The organism is Kitasatospora sp. NPDC002227, assembly GCF_040296285.1.
Classification (GTDB): Bacteria; Actinomycetota; Actinomycetes; order Streptomycetales; family Streptomycetaceae; genus Kitasatospora.
This window is the reverse complement of sequence record NZ_JBEOWY010000020.1, coordinates 1-26,596: the sequence shown is the minus strand read 5'-3', so window position 1 is coordinate 26,596 and position 26,596 is coordinate 1. Positions and strand designations below refer to the sequence as shown.

Here is a 26,596-nt window from a genome sequence, read left to right as displayed (position 1 = left end):
CGAGAGGCATCCCCCACACGCGAGGAGAAATCCGTCATGCCACGACTCGCCCAGAACCCCCTGCTCCGCAAGACCCTGGCGGCCGCCGCCTGCCTGACCGTCAGCTCGGTCGCCACCCTCACCGCGACCCCGGCGGCCCAGGCCGCCGGCGCGACCACGCTGGGTGCGGCAGCGGCCGACAGCGGACGCTACTTCGGCACGGCAGCGGCCTCCGGCCGCCTCGGAGACTCGACGTACTCCACCATCCTCGACCGGGAGTTCAACATGATCACCCCGGAGAACGAGATGAAGTGGGACACCACCGAACCCTCCCGCGGTTCGTTCAACTTCGGCCCCGGCGACTCGATCGTGGGCCACGCCACCGCGCACGGCCAGAAGATGCGAGGCCACACCCTGGTCTGGCACTCCCAACTGCCCGGCTGGGTCAGCTCGATCGGCGACGCCAACACCCTGCGCAGCGTGATGGACAACCACATCACCACCGAGGCGACCCACTACAAGGGCAAGATCTACGCCTGGGACGTGGTCAACGAGGCCTTCGCCGACGACGGCAGCGGCCGCCACCGCGGCTCGGTGTTCCAGAACCTGCTGGGTGACGGCTTCATCGAGGAGGCCTTCCGCACCGCCCGGAGCGCCGACTCCTCCGCCAAGCTCTGCTACAACGACTACAGCATCGAGAACTGGACCGACGCCAAGACCCAGGGCGTCTACCGCATGGTCAAGGACTTCAAGTCCCGCGGCGTGCCGATCGACTGCGTCGGCTTCCAGAGCCATTTCGGCGCCGGCGGCCCGCCCGCCTCCTTCCGGACCACCCTGGCCAACTTCGCCGCACTCGGCGTGGACGTCCAGATCACCGAGCTCGACATCGCCCAGGCCTCCCCCACCGCGTACGCCGCCACCGTCCAGGCCTGCCTCGACGTCGCCCGCTGCGCCGGCCTCACGGTCTGGGGCATCCGCGACAGCGACTCGTGGCGCAGCGGCGAGAACCCGCTGCTGTTCGACGCAGGCGGCAACAAGAAGGCCGCCTACAACGCGGTGCTCACCACCCTCGGCGGAGCAAGTGGCGGCACACCCGGCGGTGGCATCACCTCCGGCGCCGTCTACACGATGTCCGACGCGGCCGCCGGTCGCGTGCTCGACGAGCCCGCCGGACAGAACGGCAACGGCACCCAGCTCCAGGTCTGGGACGCCAGTGGCGCCACCAACCAGCAGTGGCGCGCCAACCAGAACGGTGACGGCTCCTGGACCTTCACCGGCATCGCCAGCGGCCGTGTCCTGGACGAGCCGGGCGGCCAGGCCGGCAACGGGACGCGGATGCAGGTCTGGGACGCCAACGGCGGTGCCAACCAGCACTGGAAGGCCGCCCGGAACGGTGACGGCTCCTACACCCTCACCAACGCCGCGAGCGGCCGGGCGCTGGAGCTCCCCGGCGGCCAGACCGCCAACGGCAGTCCCGTCCAGGTCTGGGACCTCAACAACGGCGCCAACCAGCACTGGAACTTCCGCTGAGCCGAGCCGCCGGTCTCTTTCCTGCGGGTCCGTGTGAGCGCTAACACGCCCGTCGCTCACACGGCCTCGCGGAACAACCCCACCCATTCCTAGCGAGAGGTCTCCCCATGCCCCGACGAACCCCCCGCCGCAGGCAGCTCGCCGCCGTGCTCACCGCCGCCGCCTCAGCCGTGGCGGCCCTGGCGACGACGCTCGTCGCAGTCCCCACCGCGCAGGCCGCGACCACCGGCGCCCTGCGCGGCACGGGCTCCGGCCGGTGTCTCGACGTGCAGAACGCCGCCCAGAGCGACGGCGCGGCCCTGCAGATCTACGACTGCTCCGGCGGCGCCAACCAGCAGTGGACGCTGACCTCCGGCAACCAGCTGACCGTGTACGGCAACAAGTGCCTGGACGTACCGGGCCACGCCACCACCGCCGGCACCCGGGTGCAGATCTGGAGCTGCAGCGGCGGGGCCAACCAGCAGTGGCGGGTGAACTCCGACGGCACGATCGCGGGCGTCGAGTCGGGGCTGTGCCTGGACGTCACGGGTGCCGGCACGGCCAACGGCACGGCCGTGGAGCTCTGGAACTGCAACGGCCGCAGCAACCAGCAGTGGAGCGGCCTGTCCGGCGGCAGCGGCGGCACGTGTGCGCTCCCCTCCTCGTACCGGTGGAGCTCGACCGGCGTGCTGGCGCAGCCGGCGAACGGGTGGGCCTCGGTGAAGGACTTCACCGACGTGGTCTACAACGGCAAGCACCTGGTCTACGCCTCGAACGTGTCGGGCTCCTCGTACGGCTCCATGATGTTCAGCCCCTTCACCAACTGGTCGGACATGGCCTCCACCGCCCAGACCGGGATGGGCCAGGCCGCAGTGGCACCCTCGCTGTTCTACTTCGCGCCCAAGAACATCTGGGTGCTCGCCTACCAATGGGGCCAGTGGCCGTTCATCTACCGCACCTCGAGCGACCCGACCAACCCCAACGGCTGGTCCGCGCCGCAGCCCCTGTTCACCGGCAGCATCCCGAACTCCGGCACCGGCCCGATCGACCAGACCCTGATCGCCGACGGCCAGAACATGTACCTGTTCTTCGCCGGTGACAACGGCAGCATCTACCGGGCGAGCATGCCGATCGGCAACTTCCCGGGCAGCTTCGGATCCTCCTACACCACGGTCATGAGCGACTCGGTGGACAACCTCTTCGAGGCACCGCAGGTCTACAAGGTCAAGGACCAGAACCAGTACCTCATGATCGTCGAGGCACAGGGCTCGGGCGGCCGCTACTTCCGCTCCTTCACCGCCAGCAGCCTCAGCGGCTCCTGGACCCCGCAGGCCGCCGCCGAGAGCAGCCCCTTCGCCGGCAAGGCCAACAGCGGCGCCAACTGGACCAACGACATCAGCCACGGCGACCTGGTCCGCAACAACCCCGACCAGACCATGACCATCGACCCCTGCAACCTGCAGTTCCTCTACCAGGGCAAGTCGCCCACCGCGACCGGGCCCTACGACCAGCTGCCGTGGCGGCCGGGCGTCCTGACCCTGCAGCACTGACCCGGTAGCACCGCGAGGAGCCCCGGCCGCCCTCCGGCCGGGGCTCCTCGCGGTGCTCGTCGTCTCCGGAAACGGCGACGACGCCCGCACGAGTGCGGGCGTCGTCGGCCTGAATATGACGGTACGTCAGAGACGCTGGGCCAACCGGTGGTAGGCCTGGTTCCAGCGCAGCTCGCGGGTGAAGCCGCGCATGGTGGTGTCGTCGTCGATCACCACCAGTTCGGTGGCGAGCATCTCGGCGAGGTCGTCCAGCTCCTCGGTGCCGACAGCGCTGGAGAGTACGGTGTGGTGGGGGCCACCGGCCGTCAGCCAGGCCTCGGTGGAGGTCCGCAAGGACGGCCGGGGCTGCCAGACGGCGCGGGCGACGGGCAGGTTCGGCAGCGCGGCCAGGGGCTCGACCACGTCGATCTCGTTGGCGACCAGCCGGAACCGGTCGCCCAGATCGGCGAGTCCGACCACCACGGCCGGGCCGAGCCGGGCGTCGAAGACCAGGCGCACCGGATCCTCGCGGCCGCCGATGCCCAGCGGGTGGACCTCGCAGGACGGCGCGGCGGCGGCGATCGACGGGCAGACCTCCAGCATGTGCGCGCCGAGGATCAACTCCCGTCCCGGTTCCAGGTGGTAGGTGTAATCCTCCATGAAGGAGGTCCCGCCGGGCAGGCCGGTGGCCACGGTCTTGAGCGTGCGCAGCAGGACCGAGGTCTTCCAGTCGCCCTCACCGCCGAACCCGTAGCCGTCGGCCATCAGCCGCTGCACGGCCAGGCCGGGCAGCTGGCGCAGCCCGCCGAGGTCCTCGAAGTTGGTGGTGAAGGCGCCGAACCCGCCGGCCACCAGGAAGCCGCGCAGGCCGAGCTCGATCCGGGCGGCGTAGCGCAGCGACTCGTGCCGCTCCCCGCCGGCGCGCAGCTCGGGGGCGAGGCGGTAGAACTCGTCGTACTCCTTGACCAGGGCGGTGACCTCGTCCTCGGAGGCCGAGTCCACGGCAGCCACCAAATCGTTGACGCCGTAGGTGTTGACGGAGACGCCGAACCGCAGCTGGGCCTCGACCTTGTCACCCTCGGTGACGGCGACATCGCGCATGTTGTCGCCGAACCGGGCCAGCTTGAGCGAGCCGAGGTCGGCGCGGCCGGCCGCCGCGCGGGACCAGGTGGCGATCCGGCGGGCCACCGCAGGGTCGCTCACGTGTCCGGCGACGGTCTTGCGGGCCACGCCGAGGCGGGACTGGATGTACCCGAACTCGCGGTCGCCGTGGGCGGCCTGGTTCAGGTTCATGAAGTCCATGTCGATGGTGGCCCACGGCAGGTCGCGGTTGGCCTGCGTGTGCAGGTGCAGCAGGGGCTTGCGCAGCGCGTCGAGGCCCGCGATCCACATCTTGGCGGGCGAGAAGGTGTGCATCCAGGCGATCAGGCCGGCGCAGGCGTCGTCGGCGTTCGCCTCCAGGCAGATCCGACGGATCGAACCGGCGTCGGTGAGCACCGGCTTCCAGACCAGCCGGACCGGCAGCCCGGCCGCGGTCAGCTGCTCGACGACCTGCCGGGACTGCTCGGCGACCTGCTGGAGCGTCTCCTCGCCGTACAGGCCCTGGCTGCCGGTGAGGAACCAGATCTCACGCCCGGTGAAAACCTCGGTCACTTTGCGGTACTCCTTCACTGGGCAGCGGGCTGCTGGCCGTAGACGTTCTGGTAGCGGTAGTTGAGCCGGTCGATGTCCGCCTGGGCGATCGGCAGCGGCTCGCCGAGCTGGCGGGAGACGTGGACGGTGCGGGCCACGTCCTCACACATCACGGCGGCCTTGACCGCCGCCTTGGCGTCCTTGCCGATGGTGAAGACGCCGTGGCTCTTCATCAGCACGGCGGGCGAGCGGTGGCCGTCCAGGGTCTCCACGATGCCGCGCCCGATGGAGTCGTCCCCGATCAGGGCGAACGGCCCGACGGGGATCTCGGCGCCGAACTCGTCGGCCATCGCGGTGAGTACGCACGGCACCGGCTCGCCACGCGCCGCCCAGGCGCTGGCATAGGTGGAGTGGGTGTGCACCACGCCCCCGACGTCGGGGCGGTGACGGTAGACGTAGGCGTGGGCGGCGGTGTCGGAGGAGGGTGAGTGCTCGCCCTCGACGACCTTGCCGTCCAGGTCGCACAGGATCATGTTCTCGGGAGTCAGCTCGTCGTAGGACACGCCGCTGGGCTTGATCACCAGCAGGTCCTCGCCCGGCACCCGGGCGGAGACGTTGCCGGCCGTCCACACGACCAGGCCGTAGCGGACCAACTCCTGGTGCAGATCGGCTACCTGACGTCGGATCAGCTCGATCGGGGAAGTCATGGCTCAGTCCTCGCTGTCGTGGGTGAGGGCTGCGTTGCGCAGTCGGCGCAGGCGGTGCAGCAGCTTGTCGGGGCCGGTGCCGAAGTGGTCGTACAGCAGGCGGTACTCAGCGAACAGGGCGTCGTACGCCTCGGCGCGGCCTTCCTCGGGCAGGAACGCGTGGCGCTGCACACGGCCCATCGCGGCGGCGGCCGCGCGGATGTCGGGGTGGGCCCCGGCGGCGACGGCGGCGTGGATCGCCGAGCCGAGGGCCGGGCCCTGCTCGGAGACCGCGAGCGAGACCGGGCGGCGCAGCACGTCGGCGTAGATCTGCATCAGCAGGGCGTTCTTCTTGAGGCCACCGGTCACGACGAACTCGTGGACGGGGACGCCGCCTTGCTCCAGGGCCTCGACGATCACGCGGGTGCCGAAGGCGGTGGCCTCGAGGAGGGCGCGGTAGATCTCCTCGGGGCGGGTGGCGAGGGTCAGGCCGACGATGACGCCGGAGAGGTGGTGGTCGACCAGGGTGGAGCGGTTGCCGTTCATCCAGTCCAGCGCCACCAGGCCGTGGGCGCCGACCCGCTGGGCGGCGGCCTTGCGGGTGAGGAGTTGGTGCGCGTCCTCGCCGGTGGTCTCGGCCTCGGCGAGGTAGTCGGCGGGCAGGCCCTGGCGCAGCCACCAGGCGAAGATGTCGCCCACCGCGCTCTGGCCGGCTTCGTAGCCCCAAGCGCCTTCGGCGATCCCGCCGTTCACGACGCCGCAGATGCCGGGCACGTCCGCGAGCGCGGCGCCGTTGACCACGTGGCAGGTCGAGGTGCCCATGATGGCGAGCAGGTGCCCGTTCTCCACGGCCTGCGCGGCGGGCGCGGCGACGTGCGCGTCGACGTTGCCCGCGGCGACCGCGATCCCGGCGGGCAGGCCGGTCCAGGCGGCGGCCTCGGGGGTGAGCGAGCCGACCCGGGAGCCGAGCGGCGCCGGCGGGTGCTCCAGGCGGGTGCGGGCGAAGTCGGCGAACTCCGGGTGGAGCGCGGCGAGGTAGTCCTCGCTCGGGTAGCCGCCGTCCTGGAAGATGCCCTTGTAGCCGGCGGTGCAGGTGTTGCGGGACTCGGCGCCGGTGAGCTGCCAGACGATCCAGTCGGCGGCCTCGATCCAGCGCTCGCAGGCGGCGTAGACCTCCGGGTCCTCCTCCAGGACCTGCAGGGCCTTGGCGTACTGCCACTCCGCGGAGATCTTCCCGCCGTAGCGGGAGATCCACTTCTCGCCACGGGCGTGGGCCAGCGCGTTGATCCGGTCGGCCTGGGCCTGTGCGGCGTGGTGCTTCCACAGCTTGGGCCAGGCGTGCGGGCGCTCGGACCACTCGGCGGTCTCGGCCAGCGGGGTGCCGTCCGTCCGGACGGGCAGGACGGTGCAGGCGGTGAAGTCGGTGGCGATGCCGATGACCCTCGCCGGGTCGACCCCGGCGGCGGCCAGCGCGGCGGGGACGGCGGTGCGCAGCACCTCGCGCCAGTCCTCGGGGTGCTGCAGCGCCCAGTCCGGGGGCAGGCGGCGGCCGGAGCCGGGCAAGTGGTCCTCGATCACCGCGTGCGGGTAGGCGTGCACGGCGGTGCCGAGCTCCTCGCCGTCGCTGGTGCGGACCACGACCGCGCGCCCCGACAGGGTGCCGAAGTCCACGCCGACGACGTAGGTCTCCGGCGCGTCGGCCTGGTCGTGCTGGGAGGTCACGCTCACGGTCTCTTCCTTGAGGGTGGGGCGGTGGACATGGCCGCGCGGGCCGGCCGAAGAGGCTGGGAGCGGCCGGCCCGCACGGGGTTCGGGGGTGCGGCGGTCAGCGCCGCCGGGCGGTGATCAGCGCCGCCGGGCGGTGATCAGCGCCGCCGGGCGGTGATCAGTCGTTGCAGGACGATGAAGACGAACAGCAGGGCGCCGATGACGATCCGGGTCCACCACGAGCTGAGGGTGCCCTGGAAGCTGATCACGGTCTGGATCAGCCCGAGCACCAGCACGCCGAGCAGGGTGCCGAGCACGTACCCGGAGCCTCCGGTCAGCAGGGTGCCGCCGATGACGACCGAGGCGATCGCGTCGAGCTCCAGACCCACGGCGTGCAGCCCGTAGCCGGACAGCATGTAGAAGGTGAGCAGCACGCCGCCGAGTGCGGAGCAGAATCCGCTGATCGCGTAGACGGTGGTCTTGGTCCGCTGGACCGGCAGGCCCATCAGCAGCGCCGACTGCTCGCTGCCGCCGAGCGCGTACACGTTGCGGCCCAGCCGGGTGTGGTGCAGGACGACGAATCCGACGGCGACCACCAGCAGCGCGATGACGGCGCTCGGTGAGACGAACAGGCTGCCGAGCGGGATCCGGGTCTGTGCCATCGCGGTGTACTGCGGGTTGGTGATGGAGATCGAGTCGATGCTGATCGTGTAGCAGAGGCCGCGGGCGAGGAACATGCCGGCCAGCGTGACGATGAACGGCTGGATCTCGAAGACGTGGATGATCCAGCCCATCAGCCAGCCGCCGGCGGTTCCCATCAGCAGGACCAGCGGGATCACCAGCAGCGGTGGCCAGCCCTGCCGCTCGACCAGCCAGGCGGAGACCATGGTGGACAGCGCGACGACCGCGCCGACCGACAGGTCGATGCCACCGGTCAGCACGACGAAGGTCATGCCGACTGCGACGACCAGCAGGAAGGCGTTGTCGATGAACAGGTTCAGCACGACCTGGCCGGAGAAGAAGCCGTCGTACTGCACCGACCCGACGCTGAACATCGTCACCAGCAGCACGGCGGTGACCAGCAGCGGGATCTGCCCCCGCAGGCGGGCCAGCATCTTGTCAGCGCTCACACGAGGGAGCTGGGTGTGAGCGCTCACGCGCCGACCTCCCGCTTGGTGGGGGCCACAGCCTGCGGCCGGGTGGTACGCCGGGCCCGGATGCCCCGGGCGGCGAGCTTGGCGCGGAAGACCGGCGACTGGACCAGGCAGACCACGATGACCACGAACGCCTTGAACACCAGGGTGGTCTCCGGCGGGATGCCGATCGTGTAGACCGTGGTGGAGAGGGTCTGGATGATCAGCGCGCCCAGCACGGTGCCCCCGATCGAGAACCGGCCGCCGCCCAGCGACGTCCCGCCGAGCACCACCGCGAGGATGGCGTCCAGCTCGATCCACAGACCGGCGTTGTTGCCGTCCGCGGCCGACACGTTCGAGGAGATCATCAGCCCGGCCAGCGCCGCGCACAGCGCGCAGAACACGTAGCCGAGCGCCACCAGGCGCATCGCCCGGATGCCGACCAGCCGGCTCGCCACCGGGTTTCCGCCGACGGACTCGAGCAACAGGCCGAGCGCGGTCGAGCGGGTCAGCAGGGCGGTGGCCAGCACCACCAGGGCACTGAGCAGGATCGCGAACGGCGCGGTCAGCCAGTACCCGCCGCCGATCAGCTGGTACGGCGCACTGGTCACGGTGATGATCTGCCCGTCCGTGATCAACTGGGCCACGCCGCGCCCCGCCACCATCAGGATCAGCGTGGCGATGATCGGCTGGACGCCGATCCTGGCCACCAGCACCCCGTTGACCAGCCCGAGCGCCAGCGCGGTGCCCAGCGCGATGCCCACGGCGGTCAGCACGGTGCCGAGACTGCCCGGGTCGGCGGCCTTGCTGATGTGCAGGCAGGCCAGCGCACCGGCGATCGCGACGGTCGAACCGACCGACAGGTCGATGCCGCCGGTCGCGATCACCAGGGTCATGCCGAGCGAGACCAGGATCAGCGGGGCACCGAAGTGCAGGATGTCGATCAGTGAGCCGTACAGGTGGCCGCCCTGGACGTGGACGGCGAGGAAGTCTGGGGTGAAGGCGAGGTTGGCGAGCAGCAGCGCCGCCAGCACCACGGCCGGCCAGAACAGCCGGTACCTGGTCAGCGCCTTCGCCGGGCCCACCGCTGTTGCCGTGCTCATTGCTCCGCTCCGCTCGCGATGGTGGCCATGACGCGCTCCTGGGTGAGCCCGCCGTCGTTCTCCAACTGGGCGACCAGCCGGTGGTCGCGCAGCACCCCGACCCGGTGGCTCAGCCGCAGCACCTCCTCCAGCTCGGCGGAGATGAAGAGCACCGCCATGCCGTCCTCGGCGAGACCGGCCACCAGCCGCTGGATCTCGGCCTTCGCCCCGATGTCGATGCCACGGGTCGGCTCGTCGAGGATCAGCAGCTTGGGGTCGGTGATCAGCCAGCGGGCGAGCAGCACCTTCTGCTGGTTGCCGCCGCTGAGGTTGCGCACCAGCGCCTCGGGGTTGCCCGGCCGGATGTCCAGGGCGCGGATCCAGCGCAGCGCGTAGTCGTCCTGCACCGTGCGCGAGAGCGGGCGGGTCCAGCCCCGGGCGGCCTGCAGCGCCAGCACGATGTTCTCCCGCACCGTCAACTCGCCGACCAGGCCCTCGGTCTTGCGGTTCTCGGAGCAGAACGCGATGCCGCGGGCGATCGCGTCGCGCGGGCCGCGCAGGGTCGTCTCGACCCCTTCGATCCGCAGGGTGCCGCCGTCGCTCTGGTCGGCGCCGAACAGCAGCCGGGCCGCCTCGGTCCGTCCGGATCCCAACAGCCCGGCCAGGCCGATGACTTCACCCCGCTCAATGACCAGGTCGTACGGTTCCACGGCGCCCCGCCGGGTCAGCCCGTCGGCCTGCAGGAACGCCGTTCCCCTCGCGGGCGCGGTGCGTTCGCGGCGGGCGCCGCCGCCGAGCTCGTCGAGCCCGGCGAGCTCGGCGCCGATCATCTGCGAGACCAGCTCGACCTGGTTCAGCTCCTCGGTCCGGTACTCGCCCTCGAGCCGGCCGCCCCGCAGCACGGTCATCCGGTCGCAGATCTCGTAGATCTGGTCGAGGAAGTGCGAGACGAACAGGATCGCCACACCCTGGTCGCGCAACCGCCGCATGACGGCGAAGAGTTGACCAACCTCGTCACGGTCCAGGCTGGAGGTCGGCTCGTCCAGGATCAGCACCTTGGCGTTGACCGAGACGGCCCGGACGATGGCCACCAGCTGCTGGACGGCGATCGAGCAACTGTGCAGCGGCACATGTACGTCGATGTCCAGCTCGAGTTCCCGCACCAGCTCGGCGGCCCGGCGGCGCACCGCCGCCCAGTCGATCATCCCGAACCGGCGGGGCTCCCGGCCGATGAAGATGTTCTCCGCGACCGACAGGTTCGGGCAGAGGTTCACCTCCTGGTAGACCGTGCTGATGCCGGCCTGCTGGGCCTGCAGCGGCCCGGCGATCCACACCGGCTGCCCGGCGAGCACCACCTCGCCGCCGTCCGCCGGGTGGACGCCGGTGAGCACCTTGATCAGGGTGGACTTGCCGGCGCCGTTCTCGCCCATCAGGGCGTGCACCTCGCCGGGGAAGAGCCGGAAGTCGACCCCGTCCAGCGCCACCACCCCGGGGAACTCCTTGCGGATCCCCCGCACTTGCAGGACCGGTTGCTGAGGCACCCCGGTACTCCTCTCTTCTCGCCCGGACCGCCCCGGAGTCGGTCCGGGCCGGGCGGGGCCGGGGCGCAGGAGCGGCCCCGCCCGGCCAAAGGGTGGGTCAGTACTGGCGGTTAGGCAGAGCCGCGGTGGCCTGTTCGGGGGTGAAGGTGCCCTCCTCGGTCTTGATCCGCCGGGGCACCTGCTCACCGGCCTTGACCTTCTTCACCAGGTCCATCAGCTGGTCGCCGAGGAGCGGGTTGCACTCCACGTCGTAGTTGATCTTGCCCTGGCTCATCGCGGTGAAGGCGTCCTTGACGCCGTCCACCGAGACGATCTTGATGTCCGCGCCGGGCTTCTTGCCGGCCTCCTCGATCGCCTGGATCGCGCCGAGCGCCATGTCGTCGTTCTGCGCGAACAGCACGTCGATCTTCGGCTGGGACTTCAGGAAGGCCTGCATGACCTCCTTACCCTTGGCCCGGGTGAAGTCGCCGGTCTGCGAGGCGACGACCTTGAACCTGGGATCGCCCTTGATGGCGTCCGCGAAGCCGGACTTGCGGTCGTTGGCGGGGGCCGAACCGGTGGTGCCCTCGAGCTGGACGATGTTCACCTCGCCACCGCCCGCCGGGTACTGCTTGACCAGCCAGTCACCCGCCTTCTTGCCCTCCTCCACGAAGTCCGAGCCGAGGAAGGAGACGTAGAGCGACTCGTCCTTGGAATCCACCGCGCGGTCGGTCAGGATGACCGGGATGTGCGCGTCCTTGGCCTCCTTCAGGACGGTGTCCCAACCCGACTCCACCACCGGGGAGAAGGCGATCACGTCCACCTTCTGCTGGATGAAGGAGCGGATGGCCTTGATCTGGTTCTCCTGCTTCTGCTGCGCGTCGGAGAACTTCAGCTCGATGCCGGCCTTCTTCGCCGACTCCTGGACCGACTTGGTGTTGGCGGTGCGCCAGCCGCTCTCCGCGCCGACCTGCGAGAAGCCCACCACGAGCTTGTGGCCGGCCCCCTTGTCGGCGGAGCCTCCGCCGCCACCGGAACCGCACGCGGTGAGAACGGTGACCATCGCACCGGCGACCAGGGCGGCCGCGGCTCTCTTCGACATGTGGGGACTTCCTCTCGGGATCATCGATCACGCCGGCGGCATCGGTGATGTGACGGCGCCGTTTCGTCCGTGGAAATTGTTAGCGCTAACAATCTGGCCGGACAAGCCTCGCCGCGGCCCGTTACCCAATCTTGACCAGTGCGGGGACCAGCCGCCGGGCGCCGCCGGTCCGGCCGCCTGGCCGTCCTGTCTGTTAGCGCGAACAGATCCGCTCGCCAGGTACTCTGGAACACCGTCCGCAGTCGGCTAGGGAGTGGCAGAGTGGAGACCGAAACGGTCGGTTCCGAGGCACGGCAGCCCGTGATGGCGGACGTGGCGAAACTCGCCGGCGTTTCCCACCAGACGGTGTCCCGGGTGCTCAACGACGCGCCGCACGTCCGCCCCGACACCAGGGAGCGAGTGCTCGCCGCGATCAGGGAGTTGGACTACCGGCCCAACTCCGCCGCCCGCGCGCTGGTCACCCGCCGCTCGCAGACTCTCGGCGTGGTCAGCTTCGAGTCCACCCTCTACGGCCCGGCCTCGATGCTGGACGGCATCGAGCGGGCCGCCCGCAACGCCGGATACTTCGTCAGCGTGGCCAGCCTGCGCGGGCTCGACAGCCGCTCCCTCCAGGAAGCCGTCGACCGGCTGCGTGACCAGGGCGTGGAGGGGGTCGTGGTGATCGCACCGCAGACCTCCGCCGTCAGCGCCGTCGGCAAGGTGTCCAGCTCGGTGCCGCTGGTCGCGGTCGGCTCCGGCACCCGGGCCAGCATTCCGATGGTCTCGGTCGACAACCGCTCCGGCGCGGAGGCCGCCACCCGGCACCTGCTCGACCTCGGCCACCGGACCGTCCACCACCTCGCCGGCCCGCCCGGCTGGCTGGAGAGCCAGGACCGGCGAGAGGGCTGGCAACGCACCCTCAGGGCAGCCCACGCCTGGGTCCAGCCCGTCGAGATCGGCGACTGGACCGCCCGGTCCGGCTACGAGGCCGGGCAGCGGATCGCCCGGTTGCCCGACGTCACCGCCGTCTTCTGCGCCAACGACCACATGGCCCTCGGCCTGCTGCGCGCCCTGCACGAGGCCGGCCGCTCGGTGCCGGGTGACATCAGCGTGGTCGGCTTCGACGACATCCCCGAGGCCGCCTACTTCATCCCACCGCTCACCACCGTCCGCCAGGACTTCGGCGAACTGGGCCGCCGCGCCCTCGAACTCCTGGTCGCCGAACTCGGCGGCTCCGCAAGCCCCGTGACGCAGGTCCAGATCGCTCCCGAACTCGTCCTCCGCCGCAGCGCCGCCCCCGCCCGGCGCGGCTGAGCCGGGCGGGGCGGGCCGACCGGACCGGGGCCCCGGCAAGGGGTCCGCCCCTGACGTCACCTCACCTCACCTGTCGATCACTTACGCAGTCTTGACGCGGCGGTCGGACCGCTGGCTTCATGGGTCCAGTGGGAGCGCTCCCAGCATGCGGGGCTCCCACTCTCTCCCACCCCATGAAGGAAGGCTCCACCCATGCCTCCCGTTCCCCGTGGCCGCAGACTGTCCCGGCGCGCGGCCGCCGTGCTGACCGGCCTCGCCCTGGCCGCCGGCGGCCCGACCACCCTCGCGTTCGCCCCGGCCACCGCCACCGCCGCTACCCCGGCGGTCACCGCCGCCGCCTCGGCCGCCGACTTCCCCGTCCGGGTGAACCAGCTCGGTTATCTTCCCGACGGCCCCAAGCGGGCCACCGTGATCAGCTCCGCGGCCACCCCGCTCGCCTGGCAACTGCGCGACGCCTCCGGCACACAGGTCGCCACCGGCAGCACCACCGTGCACGGCGCCGACCAGGCCTCCGGCCAGTCCACCCACCTGGTCGACTTCGGCGCGTACACCGGTACCGGCACCGGCTTCACCCTGGTCGTGAACGGCCAGGCCAGCCACCCCTTCGACATCTCGCCCGCGCTCTACGACGGGCTGCGCGCCGACAGCATGTCGTTCTTCTACCAGCAGCGCAGCGGCATCCCGATCGACGCGGCCCTCGTCGGCAGCGCCTACGCCCGCCCGGCCGGCCACCTGGGGGTGGCGCCGAACAAGGGCGACACCAGCGTGCCCTGCCAGGCCGGGGTGTGCGACTACCGCCTGGACGTGCGCGGCGGCTGGTACGACGCCGGCGACCAGGGCAAGTACGTGGTCAACGGCGGCATCGCGACCTGGGAGCTGGTCAACTCCTTCGAGCGGGCTCGCCGCTCGGGCGGTGACGCTGCTCTCGGCGACGCCACTCTGCGCGTACCCGAGCGCGGCAACGGGGTGCCGGACGTGCTGGACGAGGCCCGCTGGGAGCTGGAGTTCCTGCTGCGGATGCAAGTCCCGGACGGCAAGCCGATGGCCGGGATGGCCTTCCACAAGATGCACGACGCGCAGTGGACCGGCCTGCCGACCAGGCCCGAACTTGACGACCAGCAGCGCGAGCTGCACAAGCCGTCGACCGCCGCCACGCTCAACCTGGCCGCCACCGCCGCGCAGTGCGCCCGGGTGTACGCGCCGTACGACGCCGCCTTCGCCGCCCGCTGCCTGGACGCGGCCCGCCGCGCCTGGACGGCGGCCAAGGCCAACCCGAACGTTCTCGCCCCGGCGGCCGACAGCACCGGCGGCGGCGCGTACGAGGACTCCGACGTCTCCGACGAGTTCTACTGGGCGGCGGCCGAACTCCTCGCCACCACCGGCGAGGCGCAGTACCGGGACGCCGTCACCTCCTCACCGCACCACACCGAGCCGACCAGCGCGTTCTACTGGGGCGGCACCGCGACGCTCGGCCGGATCACCCTGGCCACCGTGCCCGGCGTGGCCCTGCCCGCCGATGACGTGACGCGGCTGCGCGGCCTGCTGACCTCGGCCGCCGACGGCTGCCTGGCCACCATGGCCGGGCAGGGCTACGCGGTGCCGATCCCCGCCGACGGGTACGTGTGGGGGTCGAACAGCGCGGTGGCCAACAACGCGATGGTGCTGGCCGTCGCCTACGAGCTGACCGGCGCCCGGCGCTACCGCACCGGCGCGCTGGAGACGATGGACTACCTGCTGGGCCGCAACGCCCTGGACCGCTCGTACGTGTCCGGCTACGGCGAGCGGGCCTCGGAGAACGAGCACCACCGGTTCTGGGCGCACGAGAACGACCCCTCGCTGCCGCACCCGCCCGCCGGAGCCTTCGCGGGCGGCCCGGACGCGGGCCTCGAGGACCCGGTGGCAAAGGCCCAGCTGACGGGCTGCGCACCGGCGGCCTGCTACGTCGACGACATCGGCTCCTACTCGACCAACGAGGTGGCGATCAACTGGAACGCCTCGCTGGCCTGGCTCGCGGCCTTCGCCGCCGAGCGGCGGCCGGCACCGGCGACGCCCGCCGTGCAGGTGACGCCCGCGGCGGTGACCGTCCCCGAGGGCGGCTCCGCGACGGTGGCGGTGCGGCTCTCGGCCGCCCCCACCCAGAACGTCACGGTGACGGTCACCCGCGTCTCGGGCGACACCGACCTGTCGGCGACCACCTCCTCCCTGCTCTTCACCCCGGCCAACTGGGCTTCACAGCAGTCGATTTCGCTCTCCGCCGCACAGGATCCCGACAGCACGGCGGGCAGCGCGGTGTTCTCGGTCGGCGGCCCGGGAGTGCAGGCGGCGACCTTCACGGCGACCGAGGCCGATGACGACCCCGTGCCCCCGTCGGCGTCCTGCTCGGTGGCGTACAAGGTCGACAACGCGTGGAGCAACGGGTTCACCGCGACGGTGACCGTGAAGAACACCGGCACCTCCACCGTCTCCGGCTGGACGCTCGGCTGGAGCTTCGCGGGTGACCAGCGGATCTCCAACGCCTGGAACGCGACGGTGACCCAGTCGGGCGCCGCCGTGACCGCGCGGGACGCCGGCTGGAACGGCACCCTGGCCCCCGGCGCGAGCGCAAGCCTCGGGTTCCAGGCAACCTACTCCGGCGCCAACCCGGCGCCGGCCCGGTTCACCTTGAACGGTGCCACCTGCGCCTGAGCACCAGCCCGGCCCCTTGCCCGCCGCACCGTCACGATCCCGGTGCGGCGGGCAGCGTCCGTTCGGCCCGGCTTCAACTCCTGGTGCCTGCAGCCCCATTGACTCCGGAAGATTCCGGCGACTAGCTTTCGAGGCGTTCGATAGATATTTCGAAACTTTCGCACCACCGCCCCCCACCCCAGGAGTTCGCTGTGAAGCTGCGCCGTCAGCTCGCGGCCGCCACCGGTCTGGCCGCCGTCCTCATGCTCGTTCCGTCCACGGCGGCGACGGCCGCCGGAGACGGCGCCCCGTCGATTCCGGGCAACTCCCTGCGCGCCCTGGGCGCGCGGCAGCACCTGCGCATCGGCACCGCCCTCGACATGGCCAAGCTGGGGACCGACCAGGCGTACACGGAGATCGCCGCCGAGCAGTTCTCCGTCGTCACCCCGGAGAACGTCATGAAGTGGGAGGCGGTCGAGCCCAGCCGGGGCAGCTACGACTGGGGCCCCGCCGACCAGTTGGTGCGGTTCGCCGAGCGGCATGGGCAGGAGGTCCGTGGCCACACCCTGATGTGGCACAACCAGCTGCCGGGCTGGCTCACCACCGGGGTGGGCGAGGGCTCCATCAGCAACGCGCAGCTGCGCGAGATCCTGCACCGGCACATCACCGACGAGGTCAGCCACTTCCGCGGCAGGATCTGGCAGTGGGACGTCGTCAACGAGGTCTTCGCCAACTCCTGGGACAGCGCCCTGCCGAACGGCCTCAACAGCAAGGACTTCTGGGTCGAGCACCTGGGCGAGGGCGTCATCGCGGACGCCTTCCGCTGGGCGCACCAGGCGGACCCGAAGGCCCTGCTGTTCTACAACGACTACAACATCGCCGGCCAGGACGGCACCAACGCGAAGTACACGGCGGTGCGCGACTACGTCGCGAAGCTGCGCGCGCAGGGGGTGCCCGTCGACGGAGTGGGTGAGCAGGGGCATCTCGACACCCAGTACGGCTTCGACGCCCAGCGCTTCCAGGCCGACCTGCAGGGCTACGGCGACCTGGGGCTGGAGGTCGCCGTCACCGAGGCCGACGTGCGCACCTTCGTCGACAACGCGACGGACCAGGCACCGACCAGCCAACTCGCCGAGTTCGCCCAGCCGTACGAGTTCTCCGAGATGCTCAAGAGCTGCCAGCTCGTCCGGAGTTGCATCTCGTTCACGGCCTGGGGCGTGTACGACGGGGACTCCTGGATCCCGGGCACGTTCAGCGGCGAGGGCTACGGCCTGCTCTACGACGTCAAGCTGCGACCGAAGCCCGCCTACTTCGCGCTCCAGCAGGACTTGGCAGTGGCCGCGCACCACGGCGGCCGGGGCACCGGGAGGCAGTGACCCCCGGGTCGGTCCGCAGGGGTGTTCCCCTGCGGACCCGGTGGCGTCAACCCCGTCAACCCATCTTCCACTGCTGGTTGTTGCCGCCGCTGCAGCCCCAGAGCTGGACGGGGGTGCCGTCGGCGGTGCCCAGACCGCTGACGTCCAGGCAGAGCCCCGACTGCACCCCGGTGACAGTGCCGTTCGAGTTGAGCTGCCACTGCTGGTTGGCCTGGCCGTTGCAGGACCAGACGATCGCCTTGGTGCCGTTGGTGGTGCCGTGCGCTTCGGCGTCCAGGCACAGCATGCTGCCTCCGACGGAGACGGTCAGCTGGTTCGACGGCGTGTGCGTCCAGGTCTGGTTCGCACCATAGTTGCACCCGTAGATCTGCTGCTGGGTGCCGAGCGTCGTGCCGTTCGCGTCGGTCAGGCACTTGCCCGCGGCCACCGCGTGCAGCGCACCGGTCGCGGCGCCGCCGGAGGTTCCGCCGTCCAGGCCCATGAAGTGGATCGCGGTGGCAGCCATCTCGGTACCCTTCACCGGCAGTTCGTGCCCGGCCCCGGCGATGCTGTACGCCTCGACCTGAGTGGTGCCGGCGCTGTTGTTGTACCGGGTGCGGGTCCAGTTGGCGGCCGGGGTGTCCGTGGCCGACGGGGTCTGGCTGACGCCGAGGACGTCGGTCCACTCCTTGATCTCTTCACCGAGGTTGTTGTGGTTCAGGATGGTGTCGTTGGTGCCGTGCCACAGCTGGACGCGCGGACGCGGACCGGTGTAGCCGGGATCCCCCGTACCGCGGACCAGGTTGCCCCACTGCTGCGGCGTCATCGAGACCTGGCCCTGGGCGCAGGCCGAGTTCCAGCCGCGGACGGACCCGGTGTAGAAGCAGTGGTAGGGCACGCCCATGAACGCCGCGCCCGCCTTGAACACGTCGGGGTAGTCGGCGAGCATCACGTTCGTCATCATCCCGCCCGAGGACTCTCCGGTCACGTACACGGCGTTGGCGTTGCCGCCGTAGTGCTGCTCCGTGTAGGTGATCATCGACATCAGCCCGATCGGGTCGCTGCCGCCGCCCCGGGTCAGCGCCTGGCCGGAGGAGACGTCCCAACAGCTCCCGCCGGGGTTGGTCGAGGGGTAGATCACCACGAACCCGTACCGGTCGGCCAGCGAGGCGAAGTCGGTGCTCGAGTAGAGGTAGGGGCCCGACCCCTGGCAGCCGTGCAGGGCCAGCAGGACCGGCGGGTTGGCCTTGACGCCGTTCGGCACGTACAGGTTCATGACCAGGCCGGTCGGGTTGGCGCCGAAGTCGCTGATCTGCGTCAGCGAGGCCGCAGCGGCCGGGGGCGCGGCCGGCAGGGCCAGCCCGACCGCGAAGCCGATCGCGGCGGCCAGGCCGAGAAGGCGGGACTTGAGGGAACGGGATCGATGCACAGAACTTCTCCGTCCGAGATCGCTGGAGTGTCGAAATGTTCCGGCAATGTCACCGAAACATGCCGATGCTCGTAGCGATCAACCTCACCGTCAACGCCTCCTGGCTCGGGGCCTGGCGCGTCCCGCACCCACCTGCGGATACGCCACCACCGCGCCCGACAGACCCGCCGGGCGCGGTGAAAGTTTCATCCGGACAGCCCGCTCAGTGCGCCAGCAGCACCAGGGCGAGCACGACGAGCGCGGGCACGGTCTGCACGAAGAGGATCTTGCGGGAGGCCGTCACCGCGCCGAACAGGCCTGCGACGGCGACACAGGAGACGAAGAACAGCCGCACCTGGAACCCCACCGGGTCTCCGGCGAAGGCGCCCCAGAACAGGCCGGCGGCCAGGAAGCCGTTGTACAGGCCCTGGTTGGCGGCCATCGCCTTGGTCGCCACAGCGAACTCCTCCGTCGTACCGAAGGAGGCCCGTGCTCGGGGCGTGGTCCAGAGGAACATCTCCAGAACCAGGATGTAGACGTGCAGGAGGGCAAGGGCGACGACCGCGATCACGGCAGCAGTGGACATGGCCGGAATACTACGCAGCCGACGGCCCGGCCCACCTCAGCAACAACGCCCTTTCCCCCGGCAGACGGCACACGTCTCCCGAGAGTCTCCCAGCGCCCGGCACCCTCTCCCGCCCCGGCGGCAGCTGACAGCTGAACCGAGGACAGCACGCGCCCATGTGACGGCGTGCCTGCTCCAGCGGTCCGGCCGCCGCACCTCCCTCACCCGAGCCGGCGGAGAAGTCTTCGCCGGAACGGCAACCGTTCCGTGGGCTGCGACCACAGAGTGGTGCAACGGCGACTCGATCCACCGGATGGAACTGGCATGAGGACGAGGGCAGATTGTTACCGCTAACACGATGGCCGTCAGCGGCCTGCGCCCGGGCGCGGATCGGGCCGATGCGATATCCAACGGTGATCCGAAGAGACCTTGACGCCTCAGTTGTTAGCGTTAACACTCATGTAACGCCGAGCCAGGACAGGCCCAGGACTGCCCGTCCGAAGCCATCAGGCCGCAACATCACGTTCACCTACGCACCCCACGCTCAGCTGCGGCTCGACCGATCCAAGGCGTCCGCGCGGGAGGGGGCGGACCGGTACACCACTGGAGGAACCGTGCGGAAGCTTGTGGCGCCCCTCGCCGCCGCTGCTCTGTCGCTCACACTCGCCGCCTGCGGCCAGAGTGCCAACGGCGTCGGGGGCGACGCGCCCAAGGCCGACACCAAGGGCGGGCTGATCGGCATATCGATGCCCACCAAGTCGTCGGAGCGCTGGATCAACGACGGCGACAACATGGTCAAGCAGTTCCAGGCCAAGGGCTACAGGACCGACCTGCAGTACGGCGACAACGTCGTCGAGAACCAGGTCGCCCAGCTCGAGAACATGATCACCAAGGGGGCCAGGCTGCTGGTGGTCGCGGCCATCGACGGCTCCTCCCTCACCGACGTCCTGCAGAAGGCCGCCGAGGCCCACGTCCCGGTGATCTCCTACGACCGCCTGATCCGCGGCACCAAGAACGTCGGCTACTACGCAACCTTCGACAACTTCAAGGTCGGGGTGCTCCAGGCCGATTACATCGCCCAGAAGCTGGACCTCAAGGGCGGCAAGGGCCCCTTCAACATCGAGCTCTTCGCCGGCTCCCCGGACGACAACAACGCCACCTTCTTCTTCAACGGCGCGATGAGCGTGCTCAAGCCGTACCTGGACAGCAAGAAGCTGGTGGTCCAGAGCGGCCAGACCGGTTTCAACCAGGTCGCCACGCTGCGCTGGGACGGCGGTGTCGCCCAGTCCCGGATGGACAACCTGCTGAGCAAGTCGTACACCTCCGCCCGGGTCGACGCCGTGCTCTCGCCCTACGACGGCATCTCCATCGGCATCCTGTCCTCACTCAAGAGCGTCGGCTACGGCGGCTCGGGCAAGGCGCTGCCGGTCGTCACCGGCCAGGACGCCGAGCTGGCCTCGGTGAAGTCGATCATCGCCGGCGAGCAGACCCAGACCGTCTACAAGGACACCCGCGAACTGGCCAAGGTCGCGGTGCAGATGGGCGACGCGCTGCTCACCGGTGGCAAGCCGGAGACCAACGACACCACCCAGTACAACAACGGCGTCAAGACCGTCCCGGCCTACCTGCTGCAGCCGGTGAGCGTGGACAAGGACAACTACCAGAAGGTGCTGGTCGACGGCGGCCAGTACAGCGCCGCCCAGCTCAAGTAAGCGGCAGCCCGAGGCTCCCCAGCCGCCGAAGCCGGGCGGTGCGGGCACCGCGGACCACCCCTGACCGGTCCGCCCCGCCCGCACCGCCCCCAGCCGAATCCCCCAGTCGAAACGGATGCCCACCATGGCCGGACCCGTCCTCGCGATGCGTTCGATCACCAAGACCTTCCCCGGCGTCAAGGCCCTGTCCGACGTCAACCTCACCGTCGCCGCAGGTGAGGTCCACGCCATCTGCGGCGAGAACGGCGCCGGCAAGTCCACCTTGATGAAGGTGCTCAGCGGCGTCTACCCGCACGGCTCCTACGAGGGCGAGATCCTCTTCCAGGGCGAGCCCTGCCACTTCCGGTCCATCCGCCAGAGCGAGCAGCGCGGCATCGTGATCATCCACCAGGAGCTCGCCCTGGTGCCGTACCTGTCCATCGCGGAGAACATCTTCCTCGGCAACGAGCACGCCAAGCGCGGCATCATCAGCTGGCACCGCACGCTCAGCCACGCCGCCGAGCTGCTGAAGCGGGTGGGGCTCAGCGAGAACCCGCAGACCCGGATCGCCGACATCGGCGTCGGCAAGCAGCAGCTGGTCGAGATCGCCAAGGCGCTGGCCAAGGAGGTCAAGCTCCTGATCCTGGACGAGCCGACCGCCGCGCTGAACGACGAGGACAGCCGCAAGCTGCTCGACCTCATCCTGGAGCTCAAGGCCCAGGGCATCTCGTGCATCATCATCTCGCACAAGCTGAACGAGATCGCCAAGGTCGCCGACTCCGTCACCATCCTGCGGGACGGGCGGACCATCGAGACGCTCGCGGTCGGCCCCGAGGGCATCGCGGAGGACCGGATCATCCGGGGCATGGTCGGCCGTGACCTCGAGCACCGCTACCCGGAGCGCACCCCCGAGATCGGCGAAGTCGCCCTGGCCGTCGAGGACTGGACGGTCCAGCACCCGATCCACCACCAGCGCAAGGTGGTTGACGGAGTGTCGGTGAACGTGCGGCACGGCGAGATCGTCGGCATCGCCGGGCTGATGGGCGCGGGCCGCACGGAGCTCGCGATGAGCGTCTTCGGCCGCTCCTACGGTCGCCACACCGGCGGCCGGGTGCTGATGCACGGCAAGGAGGTCTCCACCCGGACCGTCCCCGAGGCCATCGGCCACGGGCTCGCGTACGTCACCGAGGACCGCAAGCACCTCGGGCTCAACCTGCTGGACGACATCAGCCGCAACATCTCGCTGAGCGCCCTCAAGAAGGTCTCCCGGCGCGGGGTGGTCGACGAGCACGAGGAGCACCGCGTTGCCGAGCGGTATCGCAAGTCGCTGAACATCAAGGCGCCTTCGGTGTTCGCCGAGACCGGCAAGCTCAGCGGCGGCAACCAGCAGAAGGTCGTCCTCAGCAAGTGGATCTTCGCCGAGCCGGAGGTCCTGATCCTGGACGAGCCGACCCGGGGCATCGACGTCGGCGCCAAGGCCGAGATCTACCAGGTGATCGCCGACCTCGCCGCGCAAGGCCGGGCCGTGCTCGTCATCTCCTCCGAACTCCCCGAACTCCTGGGCCTGTGCGACCGCATCTACACCATGGCCGAGGGCCGGCTCACCGGTGAACTCGGCCGCGCGGACGCCACCCAGGAATCCCTCATGCGCCTGCTCACCACGAGCGCGGCGACCCCGAACGAGCAGGTGTGACCGATGACCCAGACCGAAACCCCCGAGATCACGGCGAGCACCCCGCCCGCCGCCGAACACTCTTCCGTCGGCGCCGTTCTGCTGCGGGCCCTGCGCGGTAACGTCCGCCAGTACGGCATGCTGCTCGCGCTCGCGCTGATCGTGGTGCTGTTCCAGATCTGGACGGACGGCATCCTGCTCCAGCCGCTGAACGTCACCAACCTGATCCAGCAGAACAGTTACATCCTGATCCTCGCGATCGGCATGATGATCGTCATCATCGCCGGGCACATCGACCTCTCGGTCGGCTCGCTGGCCGCGTTCGTCGGCGCCGCCTCGGCGGTGCTGATGATCAAGCACGGGATGAGCTGGCCGCTCGCACTCGTCCTCGCCCTCCTGATCGGCGCGGCGGCCGGTGCCTGGCAGGGCTTCTGGATCGCCTACATCGGCATACCCTCCTTCATCGTCACCCTGGCCGGGATGCTGCTCTTCCGTGGCGGCACCCAGATCATGCTGCAGGGCCAGTCGATCGCGCCCTTCCCGCGCGGCTTCCAGCAGATCGGCAACGGCTTCCTGCCTGAGGTCGGCCCGCACACCAACTACCACAACCTGACGCTGCTGCTCGGCGCGGCCGTGCTCGCGGTCGCCGTCCTGCAGGAGGTCCGAGGGCGCCGACGGGCCGCCTCGTACGGGCTCGAGCTCCTCCCGGCGGGGCTGTTCCTGGCCAAGCTCGCGGTCATCACCGCCGCCGTGGCGGTCTTCACCCTGCTGCTCGCCAGCTACCGGGGCTTCCCGATCGTGCTGCTGATCCTCGGCGTGCTGCTGGTCGGCTTCGGCTACCTGATGCGCAACTCCATCATCGGCCGCCACACCTACGCGATCGGCGGCAACGAGGCCGCGGCCAAGCTCTCGGGGGTCAAGAGCAAGCGGGTCGTCTTCCTGGCCTTCGTCAACATGGGCGTCCTGGCCGCACTCGCCGGTCTGGTCTTCGCGGCCCGGCTCAACGCGGGCACCCCGCAGGCGGGCATCAACTTCGAGCTGGAGGCCATCGCGGCGGCCTTCATCGGCGGCGCCTCGGCCAGCGGCGGTGTCGGCACCGTCTTCGGCGCGATCATCGGCGGCCTGGTGCTCGGTGTGCTCAACAACGGCATGTCGCTGGTCGGTGTCGGCACCGACTACCAGCAGGTCATCAAGGGCCTGGTCCTGCTCGCCGCCGTCGGGTTCGACGTCTACAACAAGCGCAAGGTGGGTTCCTGACGACACCCCGACCGGGCCCAGCGGTCAGGTTCGAGGTCCGGGCCCGGGTGGAGTCCCTCGGCCGGGCGAGCGGCGTCCTCGGGCGCCGCTCGCCCGGCCGGCCTTCATTCCGGGCGCACCGAGGCTCTCCGCCCCGGCACTCGACGGCTTCGACCTGGTGGAGGCCAGGACGCCCGTCGGATCCACCGAGCTGGTCGACCGACCCGGCGAGCTCGGCTTCCGCTTCCGCGAAGGCGAGGCCGCCCTCGAACGGTCCGTCGGGGCCACAGCGGGGGCGCCCGAGCGGGATGATCCGTCCCGGCAGTGGGAGCCGACCGCCGTCCTGGGCGTCTTCGACGACCAGTGCCTCGTCATCCCCGGCCTGCCCGGGCCCCTCGGCTTCGTCACGCTGCGCGGGCCGGACCGCGAGACCGGGCGGATCGGCCTGCCGGCGGCGAATCCTCCACGTGGGCCAGGCCCTCCGCCCTGCAGCCGGGCTGAAAAGTCGTCGGCCGCCGTCGTTCCACGAGCCCGTGGGACGACGGCGGCCGGCTGCCCGTTCCGCTGCCTCACCCTCAAGAAGGGCGGAACGGGGCCGTCGGGCGGGGAGGGACCGAAGCGGGTGTGGTCCCGGCCCCGGGCCGACGGAGTGTGGGTGGGCCACAGCCGAGACGGTCGGCTGTTACCGTTAACACTGATGTAATTGTTAACGCTAACACCGACTCCGTCAAGTACGGCCGGGCAGCCTCGACTCCCCGGGCCCACCGCCGGACCCACCGCCGGGCACAGCCGAAGCGCCGGCGGCAGGCCACCCGTTCCGCTGCCTCAGATCGTCGCGATGTCGATCACGAAGCGGTAGCGGACGTCGCTGGCCTGGACGCGACGGTAGGCCTCGTTGATCTGGTCCGCCCGGATCACCTCGATGTCCGCCGCGAGGCCGTGCTCCGCGCAGAAGTCGAGCATCTCCTGGGTCTCCGGGATGCCGCCGATCATCGAGCCGGCCAGCGACCGCCGACCGCCCATCAGCGCGAAGGCGTGCACCGGCGCCGGGTTCTCCGGAGCCCCGATCTGCACGAAGGTACCGTCGGTCCTCAGCAGGCCGAGGTAGGCGTTCAGATCCAGGTCCGCCGAGACGGTGTTGAGGATCAGGTCGAAGCTGCCGGCCAGCTCGGCGAAGGTGGCCGGGTCGGAGGTGGCGTAGTAGTGCGCCGCGCCGAGCCGCAGGCCGTCCTCCCGCTTGCGCAGCGACTGGCTGAGCACGGTGACTTCGGCACCCTTGGCATGGGCGATCTTCACCCCCATGTGCCCGAGGCCGCCGAGGCCGATGACGGCAACCTTCTTGCCGGGGCCCGCCTGCCAGTGGTTGATCGGGGAGTAGAGCGTGATGCCGGCGCACAGCAGCGGGGCGGCCGCGTCCAGCGGGATGGACTCGGGGATGCGGACGGCGTAGTTCTCGTCCACCACCAGGTGGGTGGAGTAGCCGCCGTAGGTGGGCTCGCCGTCCCGGCCGACCGAGTTGTAGGTGCCGACCATGCCGCCGCCGGTGCAGTACTGCTCGAGCCCGGCCCGGCAGTTGTCGCACTCCCGGCAGGAGTCTACGAAACAGCCGACGCCCACCCGGTCGCCCACCGCGTAACGGGTGACGCCGGGGCCGACCTCGGAGACCACCCCGGCGATCTCGTGGCCCGGGACCATCGGGAAGATGCCGTCGCCCCAGTCGCCGTCCACCTGGTGGATGTCGGAGTGGCAGATGCCGGCGAACTTGATGTCGATCAGGATGTCCTGCTCGCCGAGCGCCCGCCGGGGGATCGTGGTCTTCTCCAGCGGCGCCTTCGGCGCGGGGGCGGCATAGGCGGAGATGGTGGTGTTCGTCATGCCGACAAGCCTGCCCTTCCGGCGGACCGCCAGCCAGCACCCCCTGTTTCGTACGATCGCTGTTCGTACCACTGGCATTAGCACCCTCATCGGATGTCTACAAGGAAACCCCGGCCTTCAAGCTGGGGAGGAATTGAGTCTCCTGCGGAGTAGGGCAGTGGGCCGCGTTTCGCCGCAAAGCGCACCGCAATGCCATGATCTGCACGGTCGGTCAGTACGTCAGTCGTGACTAGCTTGTGAGTGTGACCAGTAGCTATGTGAAGCGGGCGTATCGGTTCCGTTTCTATCCGACGGATGCGCAGCGGCTGAGCTGTCTCGCACGTTCGGGTGCGTGAGGCTCGTGTACAACAAGGCGTTGGCGGCCCGGTCCGAGGCGTGGACGATGCGCCGGGCGCGGGTGAACTACAACGCCACGTCGGCGATGCTGACCGAGTGGAAGAAGACCGAGGAGCTGGTATTCCTCACGGAGGTGTCGTCCGTTCCGTTGCAGCAGGCGCTGCGGCATCTGCAGGGAGCGTTCGCCAACTTCTGGCTCAAGCGGGCGAAGTACCCAACGTTCAAAAGCCGGAAGAAGTCCCGCAGGTCTGCCAAGTACACCACCAGCGTGTTCCGGTACCGGAACGGCCGGCTGACACTGGCGAAAATGGCCGAGCCGCTGGACATCGTGTGGTCCCGGCCGCTGCCCGAGGGACAGTCGCCGTCCACGGTGACCGTGTCGCAGGACGCGGCTGGACGGTGGTTCGTCTCGATGCTGTGCGACGACCGCCCCACGATGCCTGACGCTCCCGCAGGATCGACTGTCGGCACCGACGCCGGAATCACGTCGCTGGTGACGCTCTCCACCGGGGAGAAGATCACCAACCTGAAGTTCCACCCTGCGGCTGGACACTCTCCGTCTACGCCGCGAGGGTGTGGCCTTGCTGGTGCCGCTGGCGGATCTCGAGTGGCGTGAGGTAGC

The 26,596-nt window shown here is 70.2% G+C and carries 17 protein-coding genes and 2 pseudogenes; 9 read left to right on the top strand and 10 right to left on the bottom strand.

Annotated features, from left to right (window positions below):
• Positions 1 to 36: 36 nt before the first annotated feature.
• Positions 37 to 1,506, top strand: a pseudogene (locus ABT095_RS19455) (glycoside hydrolase family 10 protein); the annotation flags it as partial.
• Positions 1,507 to 1,616: 110 nt separating this feature from the next.
• Positions 1,617 to 3,038: a non-reducing end alpha-L-arabinofuranosidase family hydrolase gene (locus tag ABT095_RS19450; RefSeq protein WP_350530681.1), complete on the top strand. Its 1,422-nt coding sequence runs from the start codon at positions 1,617 to 1,619 to the stop codon at positions 3,036 to 3,038.
• 126 nt (positions 3,039 to 3,164) lie between these two features.
• On the opposite strand, the gene araA is transcribed toward ABT095_RS19450, so the two are convergent.
• The 7 genes from araA to ABT095_RS19415 form a co-directional block, all read right to left on the bottom strand.
• Positions 3,165 to 4,670 carry an L-arabinose isomerase gene (araA, locus tag ABT095_RS19445; protein WP_350530680.1) on the bottom strand — a complete coding sequence of 502 codons (1,506 nt, stop codon included), beginning with the start codon at positions 4,668 to 4,670 and terminating at the stop codon, positions 3,165 to 3,167.
• Positions 4,671 to 4,684: 14 nt separating this feature from the next.
• A complete protein-coding gene (locus tag ABT095_RS19440) occupies positions 4,685 to 5,356 on the bottom strand; it encodes an L-ribulose-5-phosphate 4-epimerase (RefSeq protein WP_350530679.1) in 672 nt (223 codons plus the stop codon).
• Positions 5,357 to 5,359: 3 nt separating this feature from the next.
• Positions 5,360 to 7,057, bottom strand: coding sequence for a ribulokinase (locus ABT095_RS19435; RefSeq protein ID WP_350530752.1), 1,698 nt, complete (start codon positions 7,055 to 7,057; stop codon positions 5,360 to 5,362).
• A gap of 143 nt (positions 7,058 to 7,200) precedes the next feature.
• A complete protein-coding gene (gene yjfF, locus ABT095_RS19430; RefSeq protein WP_350530751.1) occupies positions 7,201 to 8,157 on the bottom strand; it encodes a galactofuranose ABC transporter, permease protein YjfF in 957 nt (318 codons plus the stop codon).
• A 38-nt stretch (positions 8,158 to 8,195) separates the two neighbouring features.
• Positions 8,196 to 9,278: an ABC transporter permease gene (locus ABT095_RS19425; RefSeq protein ID WP_350530678.1), complete on the bottom strand. Its 1,083-nt coding sequence runs from the start codon at positions 9,276 to 9,278 to the stop codon at positions 8,196 to 8,198.
• Complete coding sequence (locus ABT095_RS19420) at positions 9,275 to 10,798, bottom strand: sugar ABC transporter ATP-binding protein (protein ID WP_350530677.1); 1,524 nt, start codon at positions 10,796 to 10,798, stop codon at positions 9,275 to 9,277. The genes ABT095_RS19425 and ABT095_RS19420 overlap by 4 nt, the downstream gene beginning before the upstream one ends.
• 97 nt (positions 10,799 to 10,895) lie before the next feature.
• Positions 10,896 to 11,879: an ABC transporter substrate-binding protein gene (locus ABT095_RS19415; protein WP_350530676.1), complete on the bottom strand. Its 984-nt coding sequence runs from the start codon at positions 11,877 to 11,879 to the stop codon at positions 10,896 to 10,898.
• Between the two features lie 261 nt (positions 11,880 to 12,140).
• Here ABT095_RS19415 and ABT095_RS19410 point away from each other — a divergent pair, with 261 nt between their 5' ends.
• The 3 genes from ABT095_RS19410 (at position 12,141) to ABT095_RS19400 (ending at position 17,212) form a co-directional block, all read left to right on the top strand.
• Positions 12,141 to 13,172 carry a LacI family DNA-binding transcriptional regulator gene (locus ABT095_RS19410; RefSeq protein ID WP_350530675.1) on the top strand — a complete coding sequence of 344 codons (1,032 nt, stop codon included), beginning with the start codon at positions 12,141 to 12,143 and terminating at the stop codon, positions 13,170 to 13,172.
• Between the two features lie 192 nt (positions 13,173 to 13,364).
• Entirely contained in the window at positions 13,365 to 15,857 is a 2,493-nt protein-coding gene (locus ABT095_RS19405) for a glycoside hydrolase family 9 protein (RefSeq protein WP_350530674.1), read from the top strand.
• Between the two features lie 191 nt (positions 15,858 to 16,048).
• The gene (locus tag ABT095_RS19400) at positions 16,049 to 17,212 is read left to right on the top strand and encodes an endo-1,4-beta-xylanase (protein ID WP_350530673.1); all 1,164 of its coding nucleotides are present in this window, start codon (positions 16,049 to 16,051) and stop codon (positions 17,210 to 17,212) included.
• A gap of 55 nt (positions 17,213 to 17,267) precedes the next feature.
• On the opposite strand, the gene ABT095_RS19395 is transcribed toward ABT095_RS19400, so the two are convergent.
• Both ABT095_RS19395 and ABT095_RS19390 read right to left on the bottom strand, forming a co-directional pair.
• Complete coding sequence (locus ABT095_RS19395; protein WP_350530672.1) at positions 17,268 to 18,620, bottom strand: extracellular catalytic domain type 1 short-chain-length polyhydroxyalkanoate depolymerase; 1,353 nt, start codon at positions 18,618 to 18,620, stop codon at positions 17,268 to 17,270.
• A 202-nt stretch (positions 18,621 to 18,822) separates the two neighbouring features.
• Positions 18,823 to 19,185: a DUF1304 domain-containing protein gene (locus ABT095_RS19390; protein ID WP_350530671.1), complete on the bottom strand. Its 363-nt coding sequence runs from the start codon at positions 19,183 to 19,185 to the stop codon at positions 18,823 to 18,825.
• A gap of 593 nt (positions 19,186 to 19,778) precedes the next feature.
• Here ABT095_RS19390 and chvE point away from each other — a divergent pair.
• The 3 genes from chvE to mmsB all read left to right on the top strand — a co-directional run bounded on the left by chvE (position 19,779) and on the right by mmsB (position 23,784).
• A complete protein-coding gene (chvE, locus tag ABT095_RS19385; RefSeq protein WP_350530670.1) occupies positions 19,779 to 20,876 on the top strand; it encodes a multiple monosaccharide ABC transporter substrate-binding protein in 1,098 nt (365 codons plus the stop codon).
• Between the two features lie 124 nt (positions 20,877 to 21,000).
• The gene (mmsA, locus tag ABT095_RS19380) at positions 21,001 to 22,548 is read left to right on the top strand and encodes a multiple monosaccharide ABC transporter ATP-binding protein (protein WP_350530669.1); all 1,548 of its coding nucleotides are present in this window, start codon (positions 21,001 to 21,003) and stop codon (positions 22,546 to 22,548) included.
• Between the two features lie 3 nt (positions 22,549 to 22,551).
• Positions 22,552 to 23,784, top strand: coding sequence for a multiple monosaccharide ABC transporter permease (gene mmsB / locus ABT095_RS19375; protein ID WP_350530668.1), 1,233 nt, complete (start codon positions 22,552 to 22,554; stop codon positions 23,782 to 23,784).
• An 804-nt stretch (positions 23,785 to 24,588) separates the two neighbouring features.
• On the opposite strand, the gene ABT095_RS19370 is transcribed toward mmsB, so the two are convergent.
• A complete protein-coding gene (locus ABT095_RS19370) occupies positions 24,589 to 25,638 on the bottom strand; it encodes an NAD(P)-dependent alcohol dehydrogenase (protein WP_350530667.1) in 1,050 nt (349 codons plus the stop codon).
• Positions 25,639 to 25,874: 236 nt separating this feature from the next.
• On the opposite strand from ABT095_RS19370, the pseudogene ABT095_RS19365 reads away from it, so the two are divergent.
• Positions 25,875 to 26,500, top strand: a pseudogene (locus ABT095_RS19365) (RNA-guided endonuclease InsQ/TnpB family protein); the annotation flags it as partial.
• Positions 26,501 to 26,596 lie beyond the last annotated feature (96 nt).

Bases quoted from the DNA above. Each gene is read 5' to 3' on its own strand.
- mmsA (WP_350530669.1), top strand. From the start codon at position 21,001: ATGGCCGGACCCGTCCTCGCGATGCGTTCGATCACCAAGACCTTCCCC.
- ABT095_RS19405 (WP_350530674.1), top strand. From the start codon at position 13,365: ATGCCTCCCGTTCCCCGTGGCCGCAGACTGTCCCGGCGCGCGGCCGCC.
- ABT095_RS19390 (WP_350530671.1), bottom strand. From the start codon at position 19,185: ATGTCCACTGCTGCCGTGATCGCGGTCGTCGCCCTTGCCCTCCTGCAC.
- yjfF (WP_350530751.1), bottom strand. From the start codon at position 8,157: ATGCTGGCCCGCCTGCGGGGGCAGATCCCGCTGCTGGTCACCGCCGTG.
- ABT095_RS19450 (WP_350530681.1), top strand. From the start codon at position 1,617: ATGCCCCGACGAACCCCCCGCCGCAGGCAGCTCGCCGCCGTGCTCACC.
- ABT095_RS19370 (WP_350530667.1), bottom strand. From the start codon at position 25,638: ATGACGAACACCACCATCTCCGCCTATGCCGCCCCCGCGCCGAAGGCG.
- ABT095_RS19425 (WP_350530678.1), bottom strand. From the start codon at position 9,278: ATGAGCACGGCAACAGCGGTGGGCCCGGCGAAGGCGCTGACCAGGTAC.
- mmsB (WP_350530668.1), top strand. From the start codon at position 22,552: ATGACCCAGACCGAAACCCCCGAGATCACGGCGAGCACCCCGCCCGCC.
- ABT095_RS19440 (WP_350530679.1), bottom strand. From the start codon at position 5,356: ATGACTTCCCCGATCGAGCTGATCCGACGTCAGGTAGCCGATCTGCAC.
- ABT095_RS19415 (WP_350530676.1), bottom strand. From the start codon at position 11,879: ATGTCGAAGAGAGCCGCGGCCGCCCTGGTCGCCGGTGCGATGGTCACC.